Genomic DNA, 15,214 nt, shown 5'->3' on the forward strand with positions numbered 1-15,214 from the left:
CCGGCCCACTTCCCGCATATACTTTTTCCACCCTTTACTGATAGGTATCCGTGGCCTTGTGCCGTGTCTTCGAGCGTCACCACGACACGCGGCGACCGAGGACGAACACCACGAGCGCGACCAGAAGGGCGCCGAGGAACGACTCCAAGCCCGCGAGGAACCGAGACAGCGTTCCGACGGGCTGGATGTCGCCGTACCCGAGAGTGGTGAACGTGACGATGCTGAAGTAGAGGTTTTTCACCATGATGTCCATGCCCTCGGGCGTCGCGAGCTGCGAGAGGCTGTCGAGTCCCTCGGTGGTCAGCCCCGCCGCGTCTCCCGACGTCCCCTCCGTGAGCGTCGCGTACATGAAGCTCCATCCGACGACCACGACCACCGAAGCGTAGATGACTCGCCACAGTCGTTCTCCGTAGCCGCAGGACTGGTGCAGCAGATAGTTCCCGAGCCACTTACCCGCCGAGACGAACCGCACACCGAGGTCCTGATCCGGGTCTCGAACGAACTGGTAGTTTTTCGCCCGCCTGTACTTCATCTCCTGAACGAAGAACTGCGCGGCCACGTGTCGGTCGCCGACCTGATCCGCGCCGTTTTTGGCCTTCAGGTAGGTGTTTTCGAGGTCGGCGGCCGTCGTCGTCTCGCGGAACTCCTCGTCGCCGGTCATCTCGTACAGCGTCTCGCTGCTCGGCATCTCCGAGGCATTTTCGGCGTCGGCGATCTCTTCGATGACTGCCCTGTCCAGTCCGGTCTGTTCTCGGAGCATCTCGACGTGATCGACCTCGTCGAAGAGTTCCCCGTCCAGCTCGTCGTCGGCCTCGTCCAGTTCGTCTTCGACGGCGAGCGCGTCGATGAGGTCCTGTCTTCCGGGGTTCACGAACTCCGCGTCGTCAACCGTGGTGTGTAGTTGCCAGTTGGCCTCCGCGAGTTCCTGTTTGTAGTTCCCGAAGTCGAACCCGTCGAAGCTGGTGTTCGCGAACCGGAAGTGCTCGAAGAGGTCCACGTCGCTCGCCTCTCCGAGGCCATCGGAGAGTTCGACCGCGCCGAGCTCCGCGTTCGCGAGGTCGTAGGCGATGTCGCCGTCGTCCGGGAGCGCGATCGCCCCGTCGGCGATCGCGCAGTTCCGCATGTCGACGACCGACTCGTCGCCGGTCCGCGTTCCCAGACATGTGAGATCGGCGAACGTCGACCCGAAGAACGCGGCCCCCGACTCGAAGTACACGCCGTCGAAGTTCGCCACGCCGTCGACCGTGATCGCCTCGAAGGAGGCCGGCCCCTCGACGACCGTATGCGCGAACGACGCGTCCTCGGAGAACTCCGCATCGTCGAACGCACACGCGCCCCGCAGTTCGCACATCTGGAAGTTCGCGTCCCGTCCGAACGTCGCGTTGCCGAACGTCACGGGACCGCCGACCGACGTGTCGACGATACTGACGTCGTCCTCGAACCGTGCGATGTCGCCGTCCAGTTCTCCCTCGACGGTCATCGAGAGGGACAGGTGTCCCCCGAAGCGACTCGACGAGATGTCTACCGCGCCCTCGATCGTCCCTTCGAAGAACGTGACCGCCCCGCCGAACGTGACGGAGGAGAGGTCGCAGTCGCCGCCCACATCGAGGCGAGTGAAATCGGCCCGTTCGCCGACCGACGCGGAACTGGCCTTGAGCGCTCCGCCGATCTCAGCCTCCCGGAGTGTCAGCAACTCTCCGAACGTCCCGAGCGAGAGGTCCATATCGCCGTCGATTTCGGCACCCTGGAACGTCGTCACGTCCCCGAAAGAGACTCCACTGAACGCGCAGTCTCCGGCGACACGCGTCCGCTGGAACGAGAACCGCTTCGCGACCGAGGCCGCGTCGAAGTCGACGCCCCCCGCGGTCAGGTCCTGACAGAGCACGTCTTGCCGGACCTCAACGCTCGACAACGACAGCGTTCCGCCGACCCGCGCGTCCGAGGCGTGGATCGTCTTCTCGACGGTCAGCTTCGACGCGGAGACGTCACCGTCGACGTCGGCGTCCGACAGTCTGAGATTCCTGACCCGGCCGCCCCGGATTTTGACGTCGTCTTCGGCCTCGATCCCTCCCATTCTGAGGGAGCGATCGCAGGCCACGTGTCCGAGGTCGAGCGTCCCCGCGGCGTGTGCGTGCTCGAACGACGCCGAGTCGAAGACCGTCCGAGAGAACTCCGCGTGGGCGCCGAACCGCGCTCCCTCGAAGTCCCCGCGATCCGTGAACGTCGCCCCGGTGAACAGTGCCTCTTCGCGGATGGTCGCGTCGTCGAAGGAGACGCCGTCGAGGAACTCCGACTTCCCGAACCACGCGTGTTCCATGGTCGTCCCTTCGAACGACGCCCACGTCTTGAACGTCACCACGTTACAGTTCATCCCGCCGGCGACCCTCCCCCCGTCGAACCAGAGCGGTTGCCCGAACTCCGCCCGCCGGCAGTTGATCGACCCCTCGACGGTGGCGTACCTGAGATCGATTGGGTAGTTGTCTGGCCCGTCTACGATGTCGAACGAGAGGTTCAGATCGCCGAATCGAGCGCCGACGAACTCGTTGGATTCCCGCCCCGACCGTTGAATCGCTTCGAGGAACTCGTCCCGAACGGCCTCGTCGTCGGTATCTTCGACCGGCGCGTGGAACAGACAGTACTCGCCGCCTTCCCGCGGGCTCCGGTGACAGGTCCAGACGTCGTCGTCCTGCTCCCGCGCGTGTTCTCCGAGGTCGCGTCCGTACGAACAGCGGTCGTCCGGGCGAGCGGCGGGGTCGACACGCGCGTCTTCGTCCCAGCCCGTCTCGATCGCACCGACCTCGCCGTCCGTCGCCGGGCCGGAAGCCTCGCGGCCGTCTCCCCCGTCGATATCGAGCGCGGTCTGAACGGTCTCGCGCATCTCCGCGAGGTCGTCGCCGTCGACGCCCGAGACGGCGTCGGGATCGATCGAGTCCGTCAACGTGAGGAACTCCCGAAGCATGTCGTCGTCGAACGTGGCCAGCGTCTCCGCCCCGGCCGTCTCCATCACCGCCGCCAGCTCCCGGAGCTTCTCGCCCGCTTCGTCGGCCACCTCGTCGCCTGCCGACGGCTCCGAGTCCGTCGCGCTGGCTCCTTCGGCGTCCTCGGCGACCGCCTCTATCGCTCCGTGGACGGCGCCCACGCTGCTCGTGTCGACGTCCTCGTCGAAGGTACTCGCGAGCACGTCGCCGATCTCGTCGGGGTACGCGTCGGCCAAGCCGTGGAGCGCCTTCTTTGCGTCCGCCCGCGTCTCCTCGCGAGCGTCGGCGAGCAGGTCGACGAGTTCGAACTGCGCCGGCAGCACCACGTCGGGGTACTCGGCCACGAGCGCACGACACGCGCCGACTGCGTGGGCACGGACCTCGTCGTTACTGTCGGCGAGCGCATCAGCGAGCACTCCGCTCGTTTCGGCCACGGCCCCTGGAGTGGCTTCGGACACGGACGCCAGCGCTTCGCTCGCGAGTTCGCGCACGTCCGGGTCCGGATCGTCGAGCCGGTCCGCAAGCGGCTCGACGGCCTCGACCACCAAGTCCGGTTGCTGGTTGGCGATCCGGTTCAGACACAGCGCGGCGTGGTACCTAACCACGTTGTCCTCGTCGTCCAGCCGGGAACAAAGCGATTCGCCGCGGGTCGCGACTTCCTCGGGGTACCTCAGTGCGAGGCGGGTGAGCGCCAGCGTCGCTTCGTTCCGCTCGGTCGAATTCTCTGCGTCAATCCCGGCGGCGGCGTCTTCGACCGCTCTCACGGCTGCGTCTCCAATGTCGTCTGCGGCGTCGGGGCCGAAGTTGTCGAGGGCGGTCCCGCACTTCTCGCGGACGTCGCTGTCGCCGTCGGTGAGTCCGCTGACGAGGGGTTCGATCGCGTCTCGACACTCCTCCGAGCGGTCTTCTACGAGCCGGCTGAGCGCAAGCGCGCTGTTGTGTCTGATCACGCTCTGATCGTCGGTTTCGAGCCGTTCGATCAGTGCCGGAAGGGCGTCCAGAACCGCGTCCGCTCGCGTCTTTGCCACCCGGCTCAGGACCGTCACCGCGTCGTTTCGAACCGTTGCGTCGTCGTCGTCGAGAAGCGCCACCACCTCCGGAACGTGTTCGACGACCGCGTCCTGATCGCTCACGGCCGTCTCCGCCCACTCCGAGAGCGGTGCGTCATCGCGCATGTGCCTCCCGTTCAGGGCGAGAAATATAAGCGTGGGTGAGAGCCGGCGATCGGCCGAAGGAATCCATTCGAGCGATCGACCAAAACCACCCCGATCGAGCGATCGGCCGAGGCCGTTCGAACCCTGGGCTCGGGGAGGCCGTCTCGTAAGATCGTCCGCCTGTCGTTTCGACCCCGAACTGAGGCCATTTATTACGTTACGCTGCGAACTGAGACGAAATGGAGTCGGAAACAGTCGCGGGCGTCGACTGGGCGGGCGGCGCGTGGCTCGCGGTCGTGTTCGACGACGAACCGGAGCCCCGCCTCGAACCCGACCTCGAAACGCTGTGGAACGACGGCGTCGACCGGATGCTGGTCGACGTGCCGATCGGCCTCCCCGACGACCCGGAGACGCTGGCGAAGCGCGAGGCGGTCGACTCGGCCGCGCGATCGGCCGTCGAGCGTCCGAGCAGCGTCTTTCCCGTCCCGTCGCGGGCCGCGTGCCGGGCGGCGGTAGCAGGCGCGGACTACGAGACGGTCAACGAGCGGAACAGAGCAGATCTCGACAAGGGGCTCAGCCGGCAGTCGTACCACATCGCGCCGGCGGTCGGCGAGGTCGACGCGTTCCTCCGCGAGGACGAGGCGGCGCGCGACCGGGTGCTGGAGGCGCACCCGGAGGTGTGCTTCCGCGGTCTCGCCGGGCGACCCCTAGAACACTCGAAGACGACGGCACCGGGCGTCGGCGAGCGGCTAGACGCGCTTGACGGCCACTTCGACGACCCGGAGGAGGCGTTAGGCCGGGTCTGCCGAGAACTCGCGGAGGCGCCGGCCGACGTCGCGGACGCCGCGGACCCGACCGTCGACGACGCGGTCGACGCGCTCGGGCTGGCAGTCGTCGCATCCCGCCCGGCAGACGAACTCCGAGTCCTGCCGGTGGACGCCAACTACCGCGACAGCGAGGGGATCCCGATGCGGATGGCGTACTGGAGCGCGGAGCCGCTGGCGTGAGGCGCGGCCGGGATCGGAGCCCGCCGACGTCCCCCGGGGCAGCGAGCGCGATCCGATGCCGACGTTGGTAAGGTTCAAGGCCCTCTGTCACCCGCTACGACACGAATGAAACTCTTCTCCTCGCGGGCGGACCGCCGGCGGGGGATCGCGGCCGCGGTCGGCGTCGCGGTCCTCGCGGTCGGGTTCTACGTCCTCGTGAGCCGCTACGCGGGCTTTGTCACCGACGCCGAGGCCCTCCGGACGTGGCTCGACCAGTTCGGTATCTTCGCCCCCATCGTGTTCATCGGGATCCAGGCCCTCCAGGTCGTCGTCGCCCCGATACCGGGACAGGTCGTCGCCCTCGTCGCGGGCTTCCTCTTCGGCCCGCTATGGGGGACGGTGTACAGCCTCACCGGCGTGCTCATCGGCAGCGCGGTGGCCTTCTCGCTGTCGAAGCGGTACGGTCGCTCCTTCGTCGAGAACGTCATCCACGAGGACGTGATCGAGCGGTTCGACGGGTTCGTGGACACCGTCGGCGTCCCCGGACTGTTCGCGTTCGTCATCATTCCCGGCCTCCCCGACGACGCCATCTGCTTCCTGAGCGGGCTCACCAAGTGGTCGCTGCCCACATTCATGGGCGTCATCGCCGTCGGCCGCCTCCCGGCGTACGTGCTGACGGTGTACGCGGGCGGCGAACTGGCGAGCGGGCGGTTCCTCTCCGCGATGGCGCTCGTCGCGCTCGTCGTGGCCGCGTCCGCGGTCGGCTACTACAAGCAGGAGGCGGTCCGCGACCTCGTCGAGCGCGTCGAGCCGCGGCTGCCGTTCTGAGCGACTCGAAACGAGCGCAACGGATCAGCTCCACGTCCACTGCGAGTCGAGGACGAAACGGTACAGCCCGCTGACGAGGATCGCGGGCACGTTCGCGACGAGCGCACCCATCCCGCCCCACTCGACGAGCGCGTAGAGCACGCCGATCTGGATCGGCCACGCGGTCCCGCGAACCAGGTTCGTCTTGAGCAGTCCGCCGAGGTACTCGGACAGACCGGTGTTCTGACTCGCCCGAAACGTCCACGCGTTGTTGAGCACGTACGAGAGGACGATCGTGATCTCGATTGCGATGGTCGCGGCGAGGAGGTAGTTCAGTCCGGCGACGTTGTCGAACAGCCACAACAAGCCCATCTGTATCCCCGCGGTGAACGCGCCAACGATCACGAACCGACGCATTTGAACCGCGAGCGGTCCGCTCACGAGGTTGCGCAACAGGGCGCGGACCATTACGTATACCCGAGCGCTTCGAGGCGAGCTTCGAGGTCTTCGTCGACCTCCTCCTCGCCGCGCTCGGCCGCGGCCGCTTCGGCCGCGGCGCCGCGCTCGCGGAGCAGCTCCGCGTGGGCGTCGACGACCGGCGCGAGCCGGTCGATCACCGCCTGCGCCTCCTCGTCGGGGTCGACCGCGAGGTTCTCCCGTTGGGTCGGGTCCGCGGGGCGGTGGTACAGCTCCCGCTCGCCGGCGTCGACGTTCTCGATGAACGTCCAGTCGTCGTCCCGCGCGCTGACGAACAGGTCGCCGTCGGACAGCGACCGGGGGATCGGCTGCTGGGTCACCTCCTCGCCGCGGACGGTCACCGAGACGACGGGATCGTCGGGGACGTCCGGACCGTCGGCATCGGCCTCGTCGCTGGTTTCCGATCGGACGTCGCCACCGTCGCTAGTCGCGGACGGAGCGCCGTCGCCGCCCAGCGCCGGCACGAGCGACTCGCCGTGCCACTCGGGGGCGGGGTCGACGCCGAGGAGGTCGGCGACCGTGGGCGGAATGGCGTCGAGCCCGACGTGGCCGTCGACGCGGCCGCCGTCGAGCCCGGGGACGTCGGCCACGAGCGGGACGTGGATCAGCTCGTCGTACAGCTTCGGGTAGTGGGCGAGGTGGCCGTGCTCTTGGAACTCCTCGCCGTGGTCGCCAGCGAGCAGCACCGCGGTGTCGTCGGCGACGCCCGCGTCCTCCAGACTGTCGAGCAGGCGGCCGATGCTGGCGTCGACCTGCCGTACCGTCGCCTGATACAGGGTCCGGAGCTCGCGGAGGGTCCGCTCGCCCACTTCGAGTCCGAGGCTCGTCCGGGCGTGCGCGTGGAGCATCTGGTGGGTGCCGACGATGCCGTCCGACACCTCGCGGATGTACCGGGGCGCGGGGACGTACGGGGTGTGGGTGTCCATGTAGTGGACCCACAGGAAGAACGGCTCGTCCGTGTCGTCGACGAACCCGGTCGCGGCGTCCTCGACGTCGAACATGCGCGAGGCGTCGAGGAACGGGCGGTCGTCGCTCTCGCCGCGGAGCCTCGACCCGAGCCGGCGGATCGGGGAGGACGCGAGCTGGATCCACGCCTCGACCGTCGGGTGGGCGGCGAGGTACCGGCTGTAGCGGCTGGAGCCGACGCTCGTGACGAACGGCTCGAACTCGTCGAACCCGTCGGGGTACCCCCAGTGGTCGGTGAGGAAGCCGTTGGCGGCGTTGAACCCGCCGGTCGCGATCCCGGCGTCGGAGAGCACCTCCGCGAGCGTCACCGACTCGTCGACGCCGATGTCGCCCGACCGAGCGAACACGGGCTCCGACGCGAGGATCGACGGGAACGAAAAGGGCGTCCAGTTGCCCGTCGCGAACGCGCGGTCGAACACGGTCCCGCCGTTGGCGAGGCCGTCGATGACGGGCGAGCGCCGCTCGTCGTCGTACGGGGAGACGGCGTCCGCGCGCAGCGAGTCCACCGTGACGAGAACGACGTTCGAGACGGTCGCGTCGTCGTTCGACGCGTCCGCGTCCGCGGCTGAAGATGTCGACAAGTCGGATGTCATGGGGTACGGTGCGAACCCCCGGAGAACGCGGTCACTGCGGGCGAACGCCGGGATACGCGGATATACCAGAATCGGGGGGTGCTAGCCGCTTGAGGATTTCGATCCCCCACATCCCGGGCGAGTACCTATTTGTCGGTGCCGACGCACGGGATCCGTATGGAGAACGCACCCACCGGCCGGCAGGTCGACGAGGCGACGCTGCCGGGGCCGGTCCCCGACGACGAGATCCCGGAGTCGGTTCCGGGGCGGTCCCGCGTGATAGCGACGAACGGGGTGCCGCTCCACGTCGTCGAGGCCGGCCCCGAGGACGGGAAGCTCCTGGTCCTGCTCCACGGCTTCCCGGAGTTCTGGTACGGCTGGCACGAGGCGATCGCGCCGCTCGCGAACGCGGGCTACCGCGTCGTCGTCCCCGACCAGCGGGGCTACAATCTCTCCGCGAAGCCGTCGGCGGTGCGCGACTACCGGATCGACGAGCTCGCGCTCGACGTGGTCGGGCTGATCGACGCCTACGACCGCGAAACGGCCGCCGTCGCCGGCCACGACTGGGGCGCCGCGGTGGCGTGGTGGCTCGCGCTCGCCCACGAGGACCGCGTCTCGGAACTGGTCGCGGTCAACGTCCCGCACCCGACCGTCTTCGAGCGCGCGCTGCGCACCTCGTGGGACCAGCGGCTCAAGAGCTGGTACATGCTCGCGTTCCAGCTTCCCAAGCTCCCCGAAGCGGTCGCGAGCGCCGGGAACTGGCGGCTCGCGACGAACGCGCTGCGGGACACGAGCGCGCCCGGAACCTTCACCGACGAGGACCTGCGACGGTACCGCCGGGCGTGGGACCGCGACGGCGCGTTCGAGGCGATGGTGAACTGGTACCGCGCGATCGTCCGCGACCGTCCCGAACCGCCGACGACGGAGGTCTCGGTCCCGACGCTCGTGATCTGGGGCGGCAAAGACCGGTTCCTCGCGCGCCGGCTGGCCAACGAGAGCGTCGACCGCTGCGTCGACGGTCGGCTGCTCGCGATCGACGACGCGACCCACTGGGTCGTTCACGAACACCCGCACCGCGTCGCCGAGGCGATCGCGGACCACGCCGACCCGCTGCCGCCGGGCGCGCGGGAGTGAGGTCGGGGGGTCGAATACTGTCCCCGACGAGCCGCCACAAAGATTATATCTGCCCTCGTCCAAAGGACAGATATGAGCAAACACTTCGAAGACGCGCGGTACTACCTCGGTCGAGCGGCGGAACACGCCAAGGCGGGCGTAAAAGAGGAGCTAGAACCCGTCGAGGCCCGCGTGAAGGAGCTCGTCGGGCGCGAAGACGAGGAGCCCGAGCCCTCGCGGCTGGACAGGCTCCAGGCTGACCTGAAGGAACTGGAGGAGCGCGCAGAGGGCGAGGCGCGCGAGGCGGTCGCGTCCGCCCGGGAGCGCGTCGCCGAGTACCGCGGCAAGGACACCGCTGCGGAGTAGTCACGCCGCGAACGCCTTATCGGACCGGCGGTCCCGGTGCGGCGGCTTCGTCGCCGCCGATTCGCTTCTCGGCGGGGAGTACCGCGTACTCGATGCCGGCTTCCTCGAACAGCGACCGCGCCCGTTCGATGCCCTTCTGCGCGTCGACGTCGGTCGCGCGGTAGTGCCGGATCGGGTGGCGGATCCACGACGGCTCCCAGTGCGCGTACACGTCGGTCGTCGAGCGGTCCGTTCCGGAGTACAGCGCGAGGTGGAGCTGGTAGTCGCTCGCGAGCGCGCCCTCGGGGTACCGGACCCAGCTCGCGACGGTCGTCTCCGGCGGCGTCTCGTAGTCGCGGTACTTGAGCGAGGAGACGAGGTTGCGGACGAATCCGAGCCGGTGGAGCTGCGCCTCGACGATCGGGTACGGTTCGTGAAGCGTGAACGCGTACTGCTCGCGGGGCGTCTCGCGCTCGGCGTAGAGGCCGACGAGCGACAGCGGCGCGTGGAGGAGGCTCGCGACCTCCTGACGGAGGCGTTCGAGGAAGCGGAGTTCGTGGGTCACGGGGGCGATCCGGGCGGGTGCGGCATGAACTATTCGTCGGAAGGTAACTCTTAAGTCCGGAGGTCGGATACCTCGACACGAGCGGGTTGGTGGTCTAGCCAGGTTATGACGGCTCCTTCACACGGAGCAGGTCGGCGGTTCGAATCCGCCCCAACCCATACGCTCTCTTCGTTCGCGTGAAGTAGCAAACCGCATGACGGGGAGGCTATACCCTTCCACCCCCTCAGCAATTCACCAAGTCACCGGCTACTTTTGTCCCAAACCGCCATACGTGGCGGGGTTCACCAAAAAGTAGTGCCCACAGGCACTAATAACTGCCTGCTATCGGAAATGAGTACAGCGAACGACAGCAGTTGGATCTTATCAATCTGGTTTTGTTGGAATACTCAGAAAACAATTGGAATAGCAGTCCTATTCAGAGGTACTGGATGTTATTGGGAAGGTGAGCATCGACCACATTTTCCACGGCTGGGGGGACGTTGGAGGTGGTGTCGCGGGTGCCATTGATATTTATCTCGGCATAGTTCCGGTTGAAGATATCAAAACTGTAGGTAGTACCGCTCCTCTCGACGGTGATAGTGGCGTCCTCACGTTGGAAATCCTGTGTCAGATTGCCAGTGGTAGGTAAACCGAGCGCGTTACCATCAACGTATATGTCGAAGACATCAGCGATTCGACCAGGGATGTTTCCGGTCGGGACGTTCTCATTACGGAACATCGTTGTGTTGGGACCGGTATTCGGTTTCTCGAATGACCGGAATACAACCACTGAGCGGTTTGGCCGGTCAATCAAGGTGTATTCGTCGTTCCACCCAGTGTCATGCTTGCTTTCTGTGTCTCGGACAGTAACGCGGACGACGGTGTCTAACTGCTGGGTACTCATATTTATTTGAAATTAGTAGGTTGATATAAATGGTGTGATCGTTAGGAACCAGGTGGTGAAATATGAGTATATCCTCTAACTGATCCTGGTATGGTGTAGCACAAATATCATATACTACAAGACTCAATCTGAATCATATGTCGACCCGAGAGACACATATCTCAAAGTCAGTCGAATATGAGTCAGCAACCTGTTCGAACTGTGATGATGAGGTTTTCATTGACAATGATATGGAAAATATAGATGGCCTCCCAGAAGGCGTACCCATTGTTATCACAGGAGGCGAAAATATGACGGTTGACACAACAAGCCCGATGGTCTCAGGAAAGAATCATCGTATCCCAAAGACCATCGTGAAGATATTTGGCCTCGAAAGCCGGTCCAATGTTGAAGAATCATATCTCTGTCCAGCCTGCGCATCCTCAGTCTACAGTATTGATACAGACCAATGACTCGTGAAACTGCTGTCACAGAGTCGATTAACTACGGTGTTGAAGAGTGTCGTTTCTGTGGATCTGAGGTTGGATTAGGTAGTAACATTCCAGAAGATGAGTTAGTAAAACCAGGATTAGCGGTGTTGGTTGGTGGTGGGGAAGTATCAATTTCAGAGGAGCGTAAGGGCAATTGGGATGTAGAAGTGGAATTTGCTGGGAATCAATCAGACAGAAGCCCACCAGCAGTTACTGGTCACGTTCTCTGTTATGATTGTGCGGAGAGTGTTCATAATTACTCACGTAATAACGAATTCTATCGTGGACCACTCCCAGACGAACTTACCGGTGGTACTGGTGGTCCGGAACTCCCAATTTCCAACCGTGCTCTCGTAGCTATCATAGGATTAGTATTGTTGCTCGTAATTCTGCTGATGATCTAAATCTGGTCTAAAAGAGATTGCTTCTTTTCTTGAAACTCTTCTTCGGTAATAATACCGTCATCTCGGAGTTCACCAAGACGCTCAAGCTTGTCCAAGGGATCCTCTTCATTTTCACTGCTACCAACTGTTTGCTCGGTTGTAGGATTATCAGTTCCGTTTGATTCTCTCATCTTCTCGCGGATGAACTGTGCCATGTCTTGTACCTCGTCTTTTCCGAGTTGACCAACCCCAATACCAAATACCTGAGAATCTGTTTCCAAGTTGATCCGCTTCGCAAGCATTCCAAAACTGACCTCAACAGAAGAGATATCCTTATAATCGATTGAGGTTTGTGACGCGCCAACTATCTTTCCTGTTTTAAAAATCACGCGCTGTCCGGTTGCGGCAGTCAAAATAGCTGTCGCTTCGCTCTGTATGTCACCGTCTATTTTTAATTGACCACCTCTATCTCTTGCCAAGAAATATACTTTCTCCCCAGGATCAAGATATTCATCCAGCTTTTTCACCTCCGTTTTTGAGACGTATTCATTCTGAGGTTCGCAGTCCAGATCTGCATTTTCCAAGATAATATCTTCATCATCTTGTATGTCGAAGAATCCCATGAATCGCTATTGTCTGTGATGACAAATAAAGTATTGGTGGTAGAGAAGAAATTGTATTTTAAATATAGGGTGACTCGAAAGAAGGTATCGCCTTTCCAAGCTTTGCCCAAACGCTAACGATAGAAGATGTTCGTAATCGCCTAAGTGAGTCGATCCATCAAGCATTCCGTCAAGATGGAGCCACCCTCGTCGAAGCTCTCCCTGCGATGGGAAAGAGCTACCACGCCGTCAAGTGGGCTAAGAGTACGGGTAATCCGCTGACGATCTTCACCTCCCGACGAGAGTTGTACGGACAGTACGAGAAGTGGTGTGAGGAACAAGGATTAGATTACCTCGTACTACCGGCGTTTCAGCATGAGTGCGAAACCATCGGAGAGGACCATCCCATTGAGGCGAGAGTCAATGAGCTGTATGAGTCCGGTATTTCGGGAGCAGAAATCCACCGAGAAGCACAACGGTACTTTGGCAGAGATCTCCCGTGTCAGCTTGACGGCCCCTGTCGGTATATGGAGAAGCGGGAGTTCAATTCTGAAGACTACGACGTACTGATCGGCCACTACCTCCAAGCTCACAATAGAGACTATCTTGAAGACCGCTATGTCGCGATTGACGAGTTCCCTGGTGACTCTTACTTCTTTGAGCCGACTCATAATGACGCAACAAGAGCGGTGAGTAACTACCTGAAAAGTGAGGATGCTCTTCCATTCAAGAACTGGAAAGACCTCCATCGTCGGCATGATAACGAAGAACACGAGCAAGTTGTCTCCGAGTGGAAGGAAGACTTAGGATTCTATTCCCACCGGGATACACGAGTCGTCCTCCAGCAGAGTCCCAACTTCCACGCCCATGCTCCGCTTCTAACCCACGCCGCTATCGAGTTCGAACTCTTAGAGAACGAGTGGGAGTATGCCGAACTTGGTTCCGGCCGAGTGGCAGTCAGAAGTCCTGAGGACGAGTGGACTGTTCTGATTCCTCCGCCGTTCTACGCCGCAGAGAGTGTCGTTGCTCTGGATGGAACACCGACTATCGCGAAGTGGCGAATGGCCCTTGGAGGTGACTGGATAGAACATGAGGAAGTGTTAGACTCGGATGAAGAGAAACGAACATACCTCCAAGAAGTCCTTGAACTCGAAATCAAACAGACAGACGCTGGAGCAAAGCCGTATCAGAGTGGATCTCACGTCAACGTCGACTCTGACGGCGCACTCTTAGAGAGTATCCACGAGAAGGAGGGCTCTCGGCCAGCTGTCATCACCTCAAAGCAAGCGAAGGAACGGTACGAATCGACTGACGTACAACAGCACATTGAGGTTGCGGAACACTACGGGAACCTCAAAGGGAGTAACAAGTTCGCAGAAACACGTCTTGGTGTAATCATCGGTAGTCCTCATCCTCCGGAGGGGGAGGCCGTGGTCCGCTGGGGAGCGATTGACGGAGAGGCAATTTCACGCAAAAAGGACGAAGACGGTCGCGTTACTAAGGGAATGAATCTCGACTTCGGAGGCTACGGGAACGCACTCTTCGGAGACGTCGTCGAGAAGGAAGTTCTACAGGCAATCATGCGCTTCGGCCGGACTCCAAGTGATGGGGAGAAAGGTGCGACAGTATATGTTCACACTTCGCGCTTGCCTTGGTGGGTGGAAGCTGACGAACGCTTGGAGATCAACACTTGGTCCAAAGGGATGGTCGAAGTTGTGAACGCGATCCGTGACTCGGAGAAGTGGCCCGATGGTGAGTGGAAGAACGGCGAGATCGCGGAGGAGACGTCAGTCGGAGATCGACAAGTAGGCGAGCTGATGAAGGAACTCGACGAAGAGGGATACGTCACTCATCGTCGCGGCGGCCGCGGGAACGCGTATCACTGGTCGAACGAGCGGCTTGATGAATTCACGCGATACGGGCGCGTGGTGTAGTATTTCCGAACTCTGACGTACTTAGAATATACGTGATACTTCGGAAAGATCGTTCGCGGAGTAGTACCGCATTGAGTCGGCACTATTCTCTGCCGTAATTCGCGGCGAATTACTGATTACGACGCCACTCCTCGTAGTGTTCACGAGGGGCTTTGTGGACAGTACCTCGTCCAGGAGCTTTCGAGCCGTGATGAATATATGCGACATGGCTCAGTTTGACCTCCAGAACGGGTTCCTCACAATGCGGACACTCATATTCCGGCTCCTCGACAAGTTCCTCGGGAAAAATCCCCTCCCACTCTGCTGCCTTTCGACAGTCTCCACAGAGGTTTGAGCTGCTACCAAGGAGTACCGACCACTCACCCGCAGAGATATTCTCGACTGGTTTGAGAGAATCTGCTGTCGATACGTTAACCCCGTAATCGCATAGTGCTTCTCCGCCATCTACAATATGATCACGGGGATTAGGATTGAGAGCAGTCCCTTTTCCATAATAGAGATGAAAGCCTTCGACTGGTGGGCGGACCTCATCATCTGGGATCTGGTCCTTTTCCTGTTCATCTTCTACGAACTGTTCGGGGACAATCTCTCCCCGTACTGCGAACTTCCGACACGAGGTACAGAGGTCGGAATTGGAGTTGAGCAGTGATGACCACTCTTCGTTCGAGATTCCATCGAATGGCGTCAATGAACTGTCTTCGGGGACGTCAACCGAATGAGAACAGATGGACCGGCCATCAGTTACGACGTGGTTAGCACGTTCATCCTCTGTATCGCGGTAATATACATAGTAATCAGCGGATTGATCCAAGCCAAAGAGCATACCATTGATAGGTACTTCACCCACTTAATACCTATCAAATAATTTACTAAAGAATTAACGAGCCCATCTTAAGTCATTGATTCTTACTGGCTCTCTGGACGAGCAGCATATAGTTCTAAAACACAACAGTAGCTCGCGGAGTAGTACCACATTGAG

14 protein-coding genes and 1 tRNA gene are annotated in these 15,214 nt (G+C 61.8%); 8 read left to right on the plus strand and 7 right to left on the minus strand.

Annotation, left to right across the window (positions count from 1 at the left end):
- Positions 1-76 precede the first annotated feature (76 nt).
- Complete coding sequence (locus tag AC4NMM_RS06160) at positions 77-4,153, minus strand: pentapeptide repeat-containing protein (RefSeq protein WP_491923841.1); 4,077 nt, start codon at positions 4,151-4,153, stop codon at positions 77-79.
- Positions 4,154-4,371: 218 nt separating this feature from the next.
- Here AC4NMM_RS06160 and AC4NMM_RS06165 point away from each other — a divergent pair, with 218 nt between their 5' ends.
- Together AC4NMM_RS06165 and AC4NMM_RS06170 are read left to right on the plus strand one after the other, a co-directional pair.
- A complete protein-coding gene (locus AC4NMM_RS06165; RefSeq protein ID WP_491923842.1) occupies positions 4,372-5,139 on the plus strand; it encodes a DUF429 domain-containing protein in 768 nt (255 codons plus the stop codon).
- A 105-nt stretch (positions 5,140-5,244) separates the two neighbouring features.
- Positions 5,245-5,946 carry a TVP38/TMEM64 family protein gene (locus AC4NMM_RS06170; protein WP_096395865.1) on the plus strand — a complete coding sequence of 234 codons (702 nt, stop codon included), beginning with the start codon at positions 5,245-5,247 and terminating at the stop codon, positions 5,944-5,946.
- Positions 5,947-5,970: 24 nt separating this feature from the next.
- On the opposite strand, the gene AC4NMM_RS06175 is transcribed toward AC4NMM_RS06170, so the two are convergent.
- Both AC4NMM_RS06175 and AC4NMM_RS06180 read right to left on the minus strand, forming a co-directional pair.
- Entirely contained in the window at positions 5,971-6,393 is a 423-nt protein-coding gene (locus AC4NMM_RS06175; RefSeq protein ID WP_096395867.1) for a GtrA family protein, read from the minus strand.
- The gene (locus AC4NMM_RS06180; protein ID WP_491923843.1) at positions 6,393-7,961 is read right to left on the minus strand and encodes a sulfatase family protein; all 1,569 of its coding nucleotides are present in this window, start codon (positions 7,959-7,961) and stop codon (positions 6,393-6,395) included. The genes AC4NMM_RS06175 and AC4NMM_RS06180 overlap by 1 nt, the downstream gene beginning before the upstream one ends.
- Before the next feature lie 156 nt (positions 7,962-8,117).
- On the opposite strand from AC4NMM_RS06180, the gene AC4NMM_RS06185 reads away from it, so the two are divergent.
- Positions 8,118-9,074, plus strand: coding sequence for an alpha/beta fold hydrolase (locus tag AC4NMM_RS06185; RefSeq protein ID WP_096395871.1), 957 nt, complete (start codon positions 8,118-8,120; stop codon positions 9,072-9,074).
- Positions 9,075-9,146: 72 nt separating this feature from the next.
- A complete protein-coding gene (locus tag AC4NMM_RS06190) occupies positions 9,147-9,419 on the plus strand; it encodes a DUF7553 family protein (protein ID WP_096395873.1) in 273 nt (90 codons plus the stop codon).
- A gap of 16 nt (positions 9,420-9,435) precedes the next feature.
- On the opposite strand, the gene AC4NMM_RS06195 is transcribed toward AC4NMM_RS06190, so the two are convergent.
- Positions 9,436-9,963 (minus strand): hypothetical protein, encoded by a 528-nt coding sequence (locus AC4NMM_RS06195; protein WP_096395875.1) that lies wholly within the window; start codon positions 9,961-9,963, stop codon positions 9,436-9,438.
- An 83-nt stretch (positions 9,964-10,046) separates the two neighbouring features.
- Here AC4NMM_RS06195 and AC4NMM_RS06200 point away from each other — a divergent pair.
- Positions 10,047-10,121: transfer RNA gene (locus AC4NMM_RS06200), tRNA-Val, on the plus strand.
- Positions 10,122-10,378: 257 nt separating this feature from the next.
- On the opposite strand, the gene AC4NMM_RS06205 is transcribed toward AC4NMM_RS06200, so the two are convergent.
- On the minus strand, positions 10,379-10,846 hold the full coding sequence (locus AC4NMM_RS06205; RefSeq protein ID WP_491923844.1) for a hypothetical protein: 468 nt from the start codon (positions 10,844-10,846) through the stop codon (positions 10,379-10,381).
- A gap of 137 nt (positions 10,847-10,983) precedes the next feature.
- On the opposite strand from AC4NMM_RS06205, the gene AC4NMM_RS06210 reads away from it, so the two are divergent.
- Together AC4NMM_RS06210 and AC4NMM_RS06215 are read left to right on the plus strand one after the other, a co-directional pair.
- Positions 10,984-11,298 (plus strand): hypothetical protein, encoded by a 315-nt coding sequence (locus AC4NMM_RS06210; RefSeq protein ID WP_491923845.1) that lies wholly within the window; start codon positions 10,984-10,986, stop codon positions 11,296-11,298.
- The gene (locus AC4NMM_RS06215) at positions 11,295-11,720 is read left to right on the plus strand and encodes a hypothetical protein (protein WP_491923846.1); all 426 of its coding nucleotides are present in this window, start codon (positions 11,295-11,297) and stop codon (positions 11,718-11,720) included. The genes AC4NMM_RS06210 and AC4NMM_RS06215 overlap by 4 nt, the downstream gene beginning before the upstream one ends.
- On the opposite strand, the gene AC4NMM_RS06220 is transcribed toward AC4NMM_RS06215, so the two are convergent.
- On the minus strand, positions 11,717-12,322 hold the full coding sequence (locus tag AC4NMM_RS06220; RefSeq protein ID WP_491923847.1) for an SHOCT domain-containing protein: 606 nt from the start codon (positions 12,320-12,322) through the stop codon (positions 11,717-11,719). The two genes, AC4NMM_RS06215 and AC4NMM_RS06220, sit on opposite strands and share 4 nt — an antisense overlap.
- Before the next feature lie 206 nt (positions 12,323-12,528).
- Here AC4NMM_RS06220 and AC4NMM_RS06225 point away from each other — a divergent pair, with 206 nt between their 5' ends.
- Positions 12,529-14,235 carry a hypothetical protein gene (locus AC4NMM_RS06225; protein ID WP_491923848.1) on the plus strand — a complete coding sequence of 569 codons (1,707 nt, stop codon included), beginning with the start codon at positions 12,529-12,531 and terminating at the stop codon, positions 14,233-14,235.
- A 109-nt stretch (positions 14,236-14,344) separates the two neighbouring features.
- Here AC4NMM_RS06225 and AC4NMM_RS06230 read toward each other — a convergent pair whose 3' ends face one another.
- Complete coding sequence (locus AC4NMM_RS06230; protein ID WP_491923849.1) at positions 14,345-15,058, minus strand: hypothetical protein; 714 nt, start codon at positions 15,056-15,058, stop codon at positions 14,345-14,347.
- Between the last annotated feature and the right edge of the window lie 156 nt (positions 15,059-15,214).

This window comes from Halorubrum sp. SD41 (genome assembly GCF_058630335.1).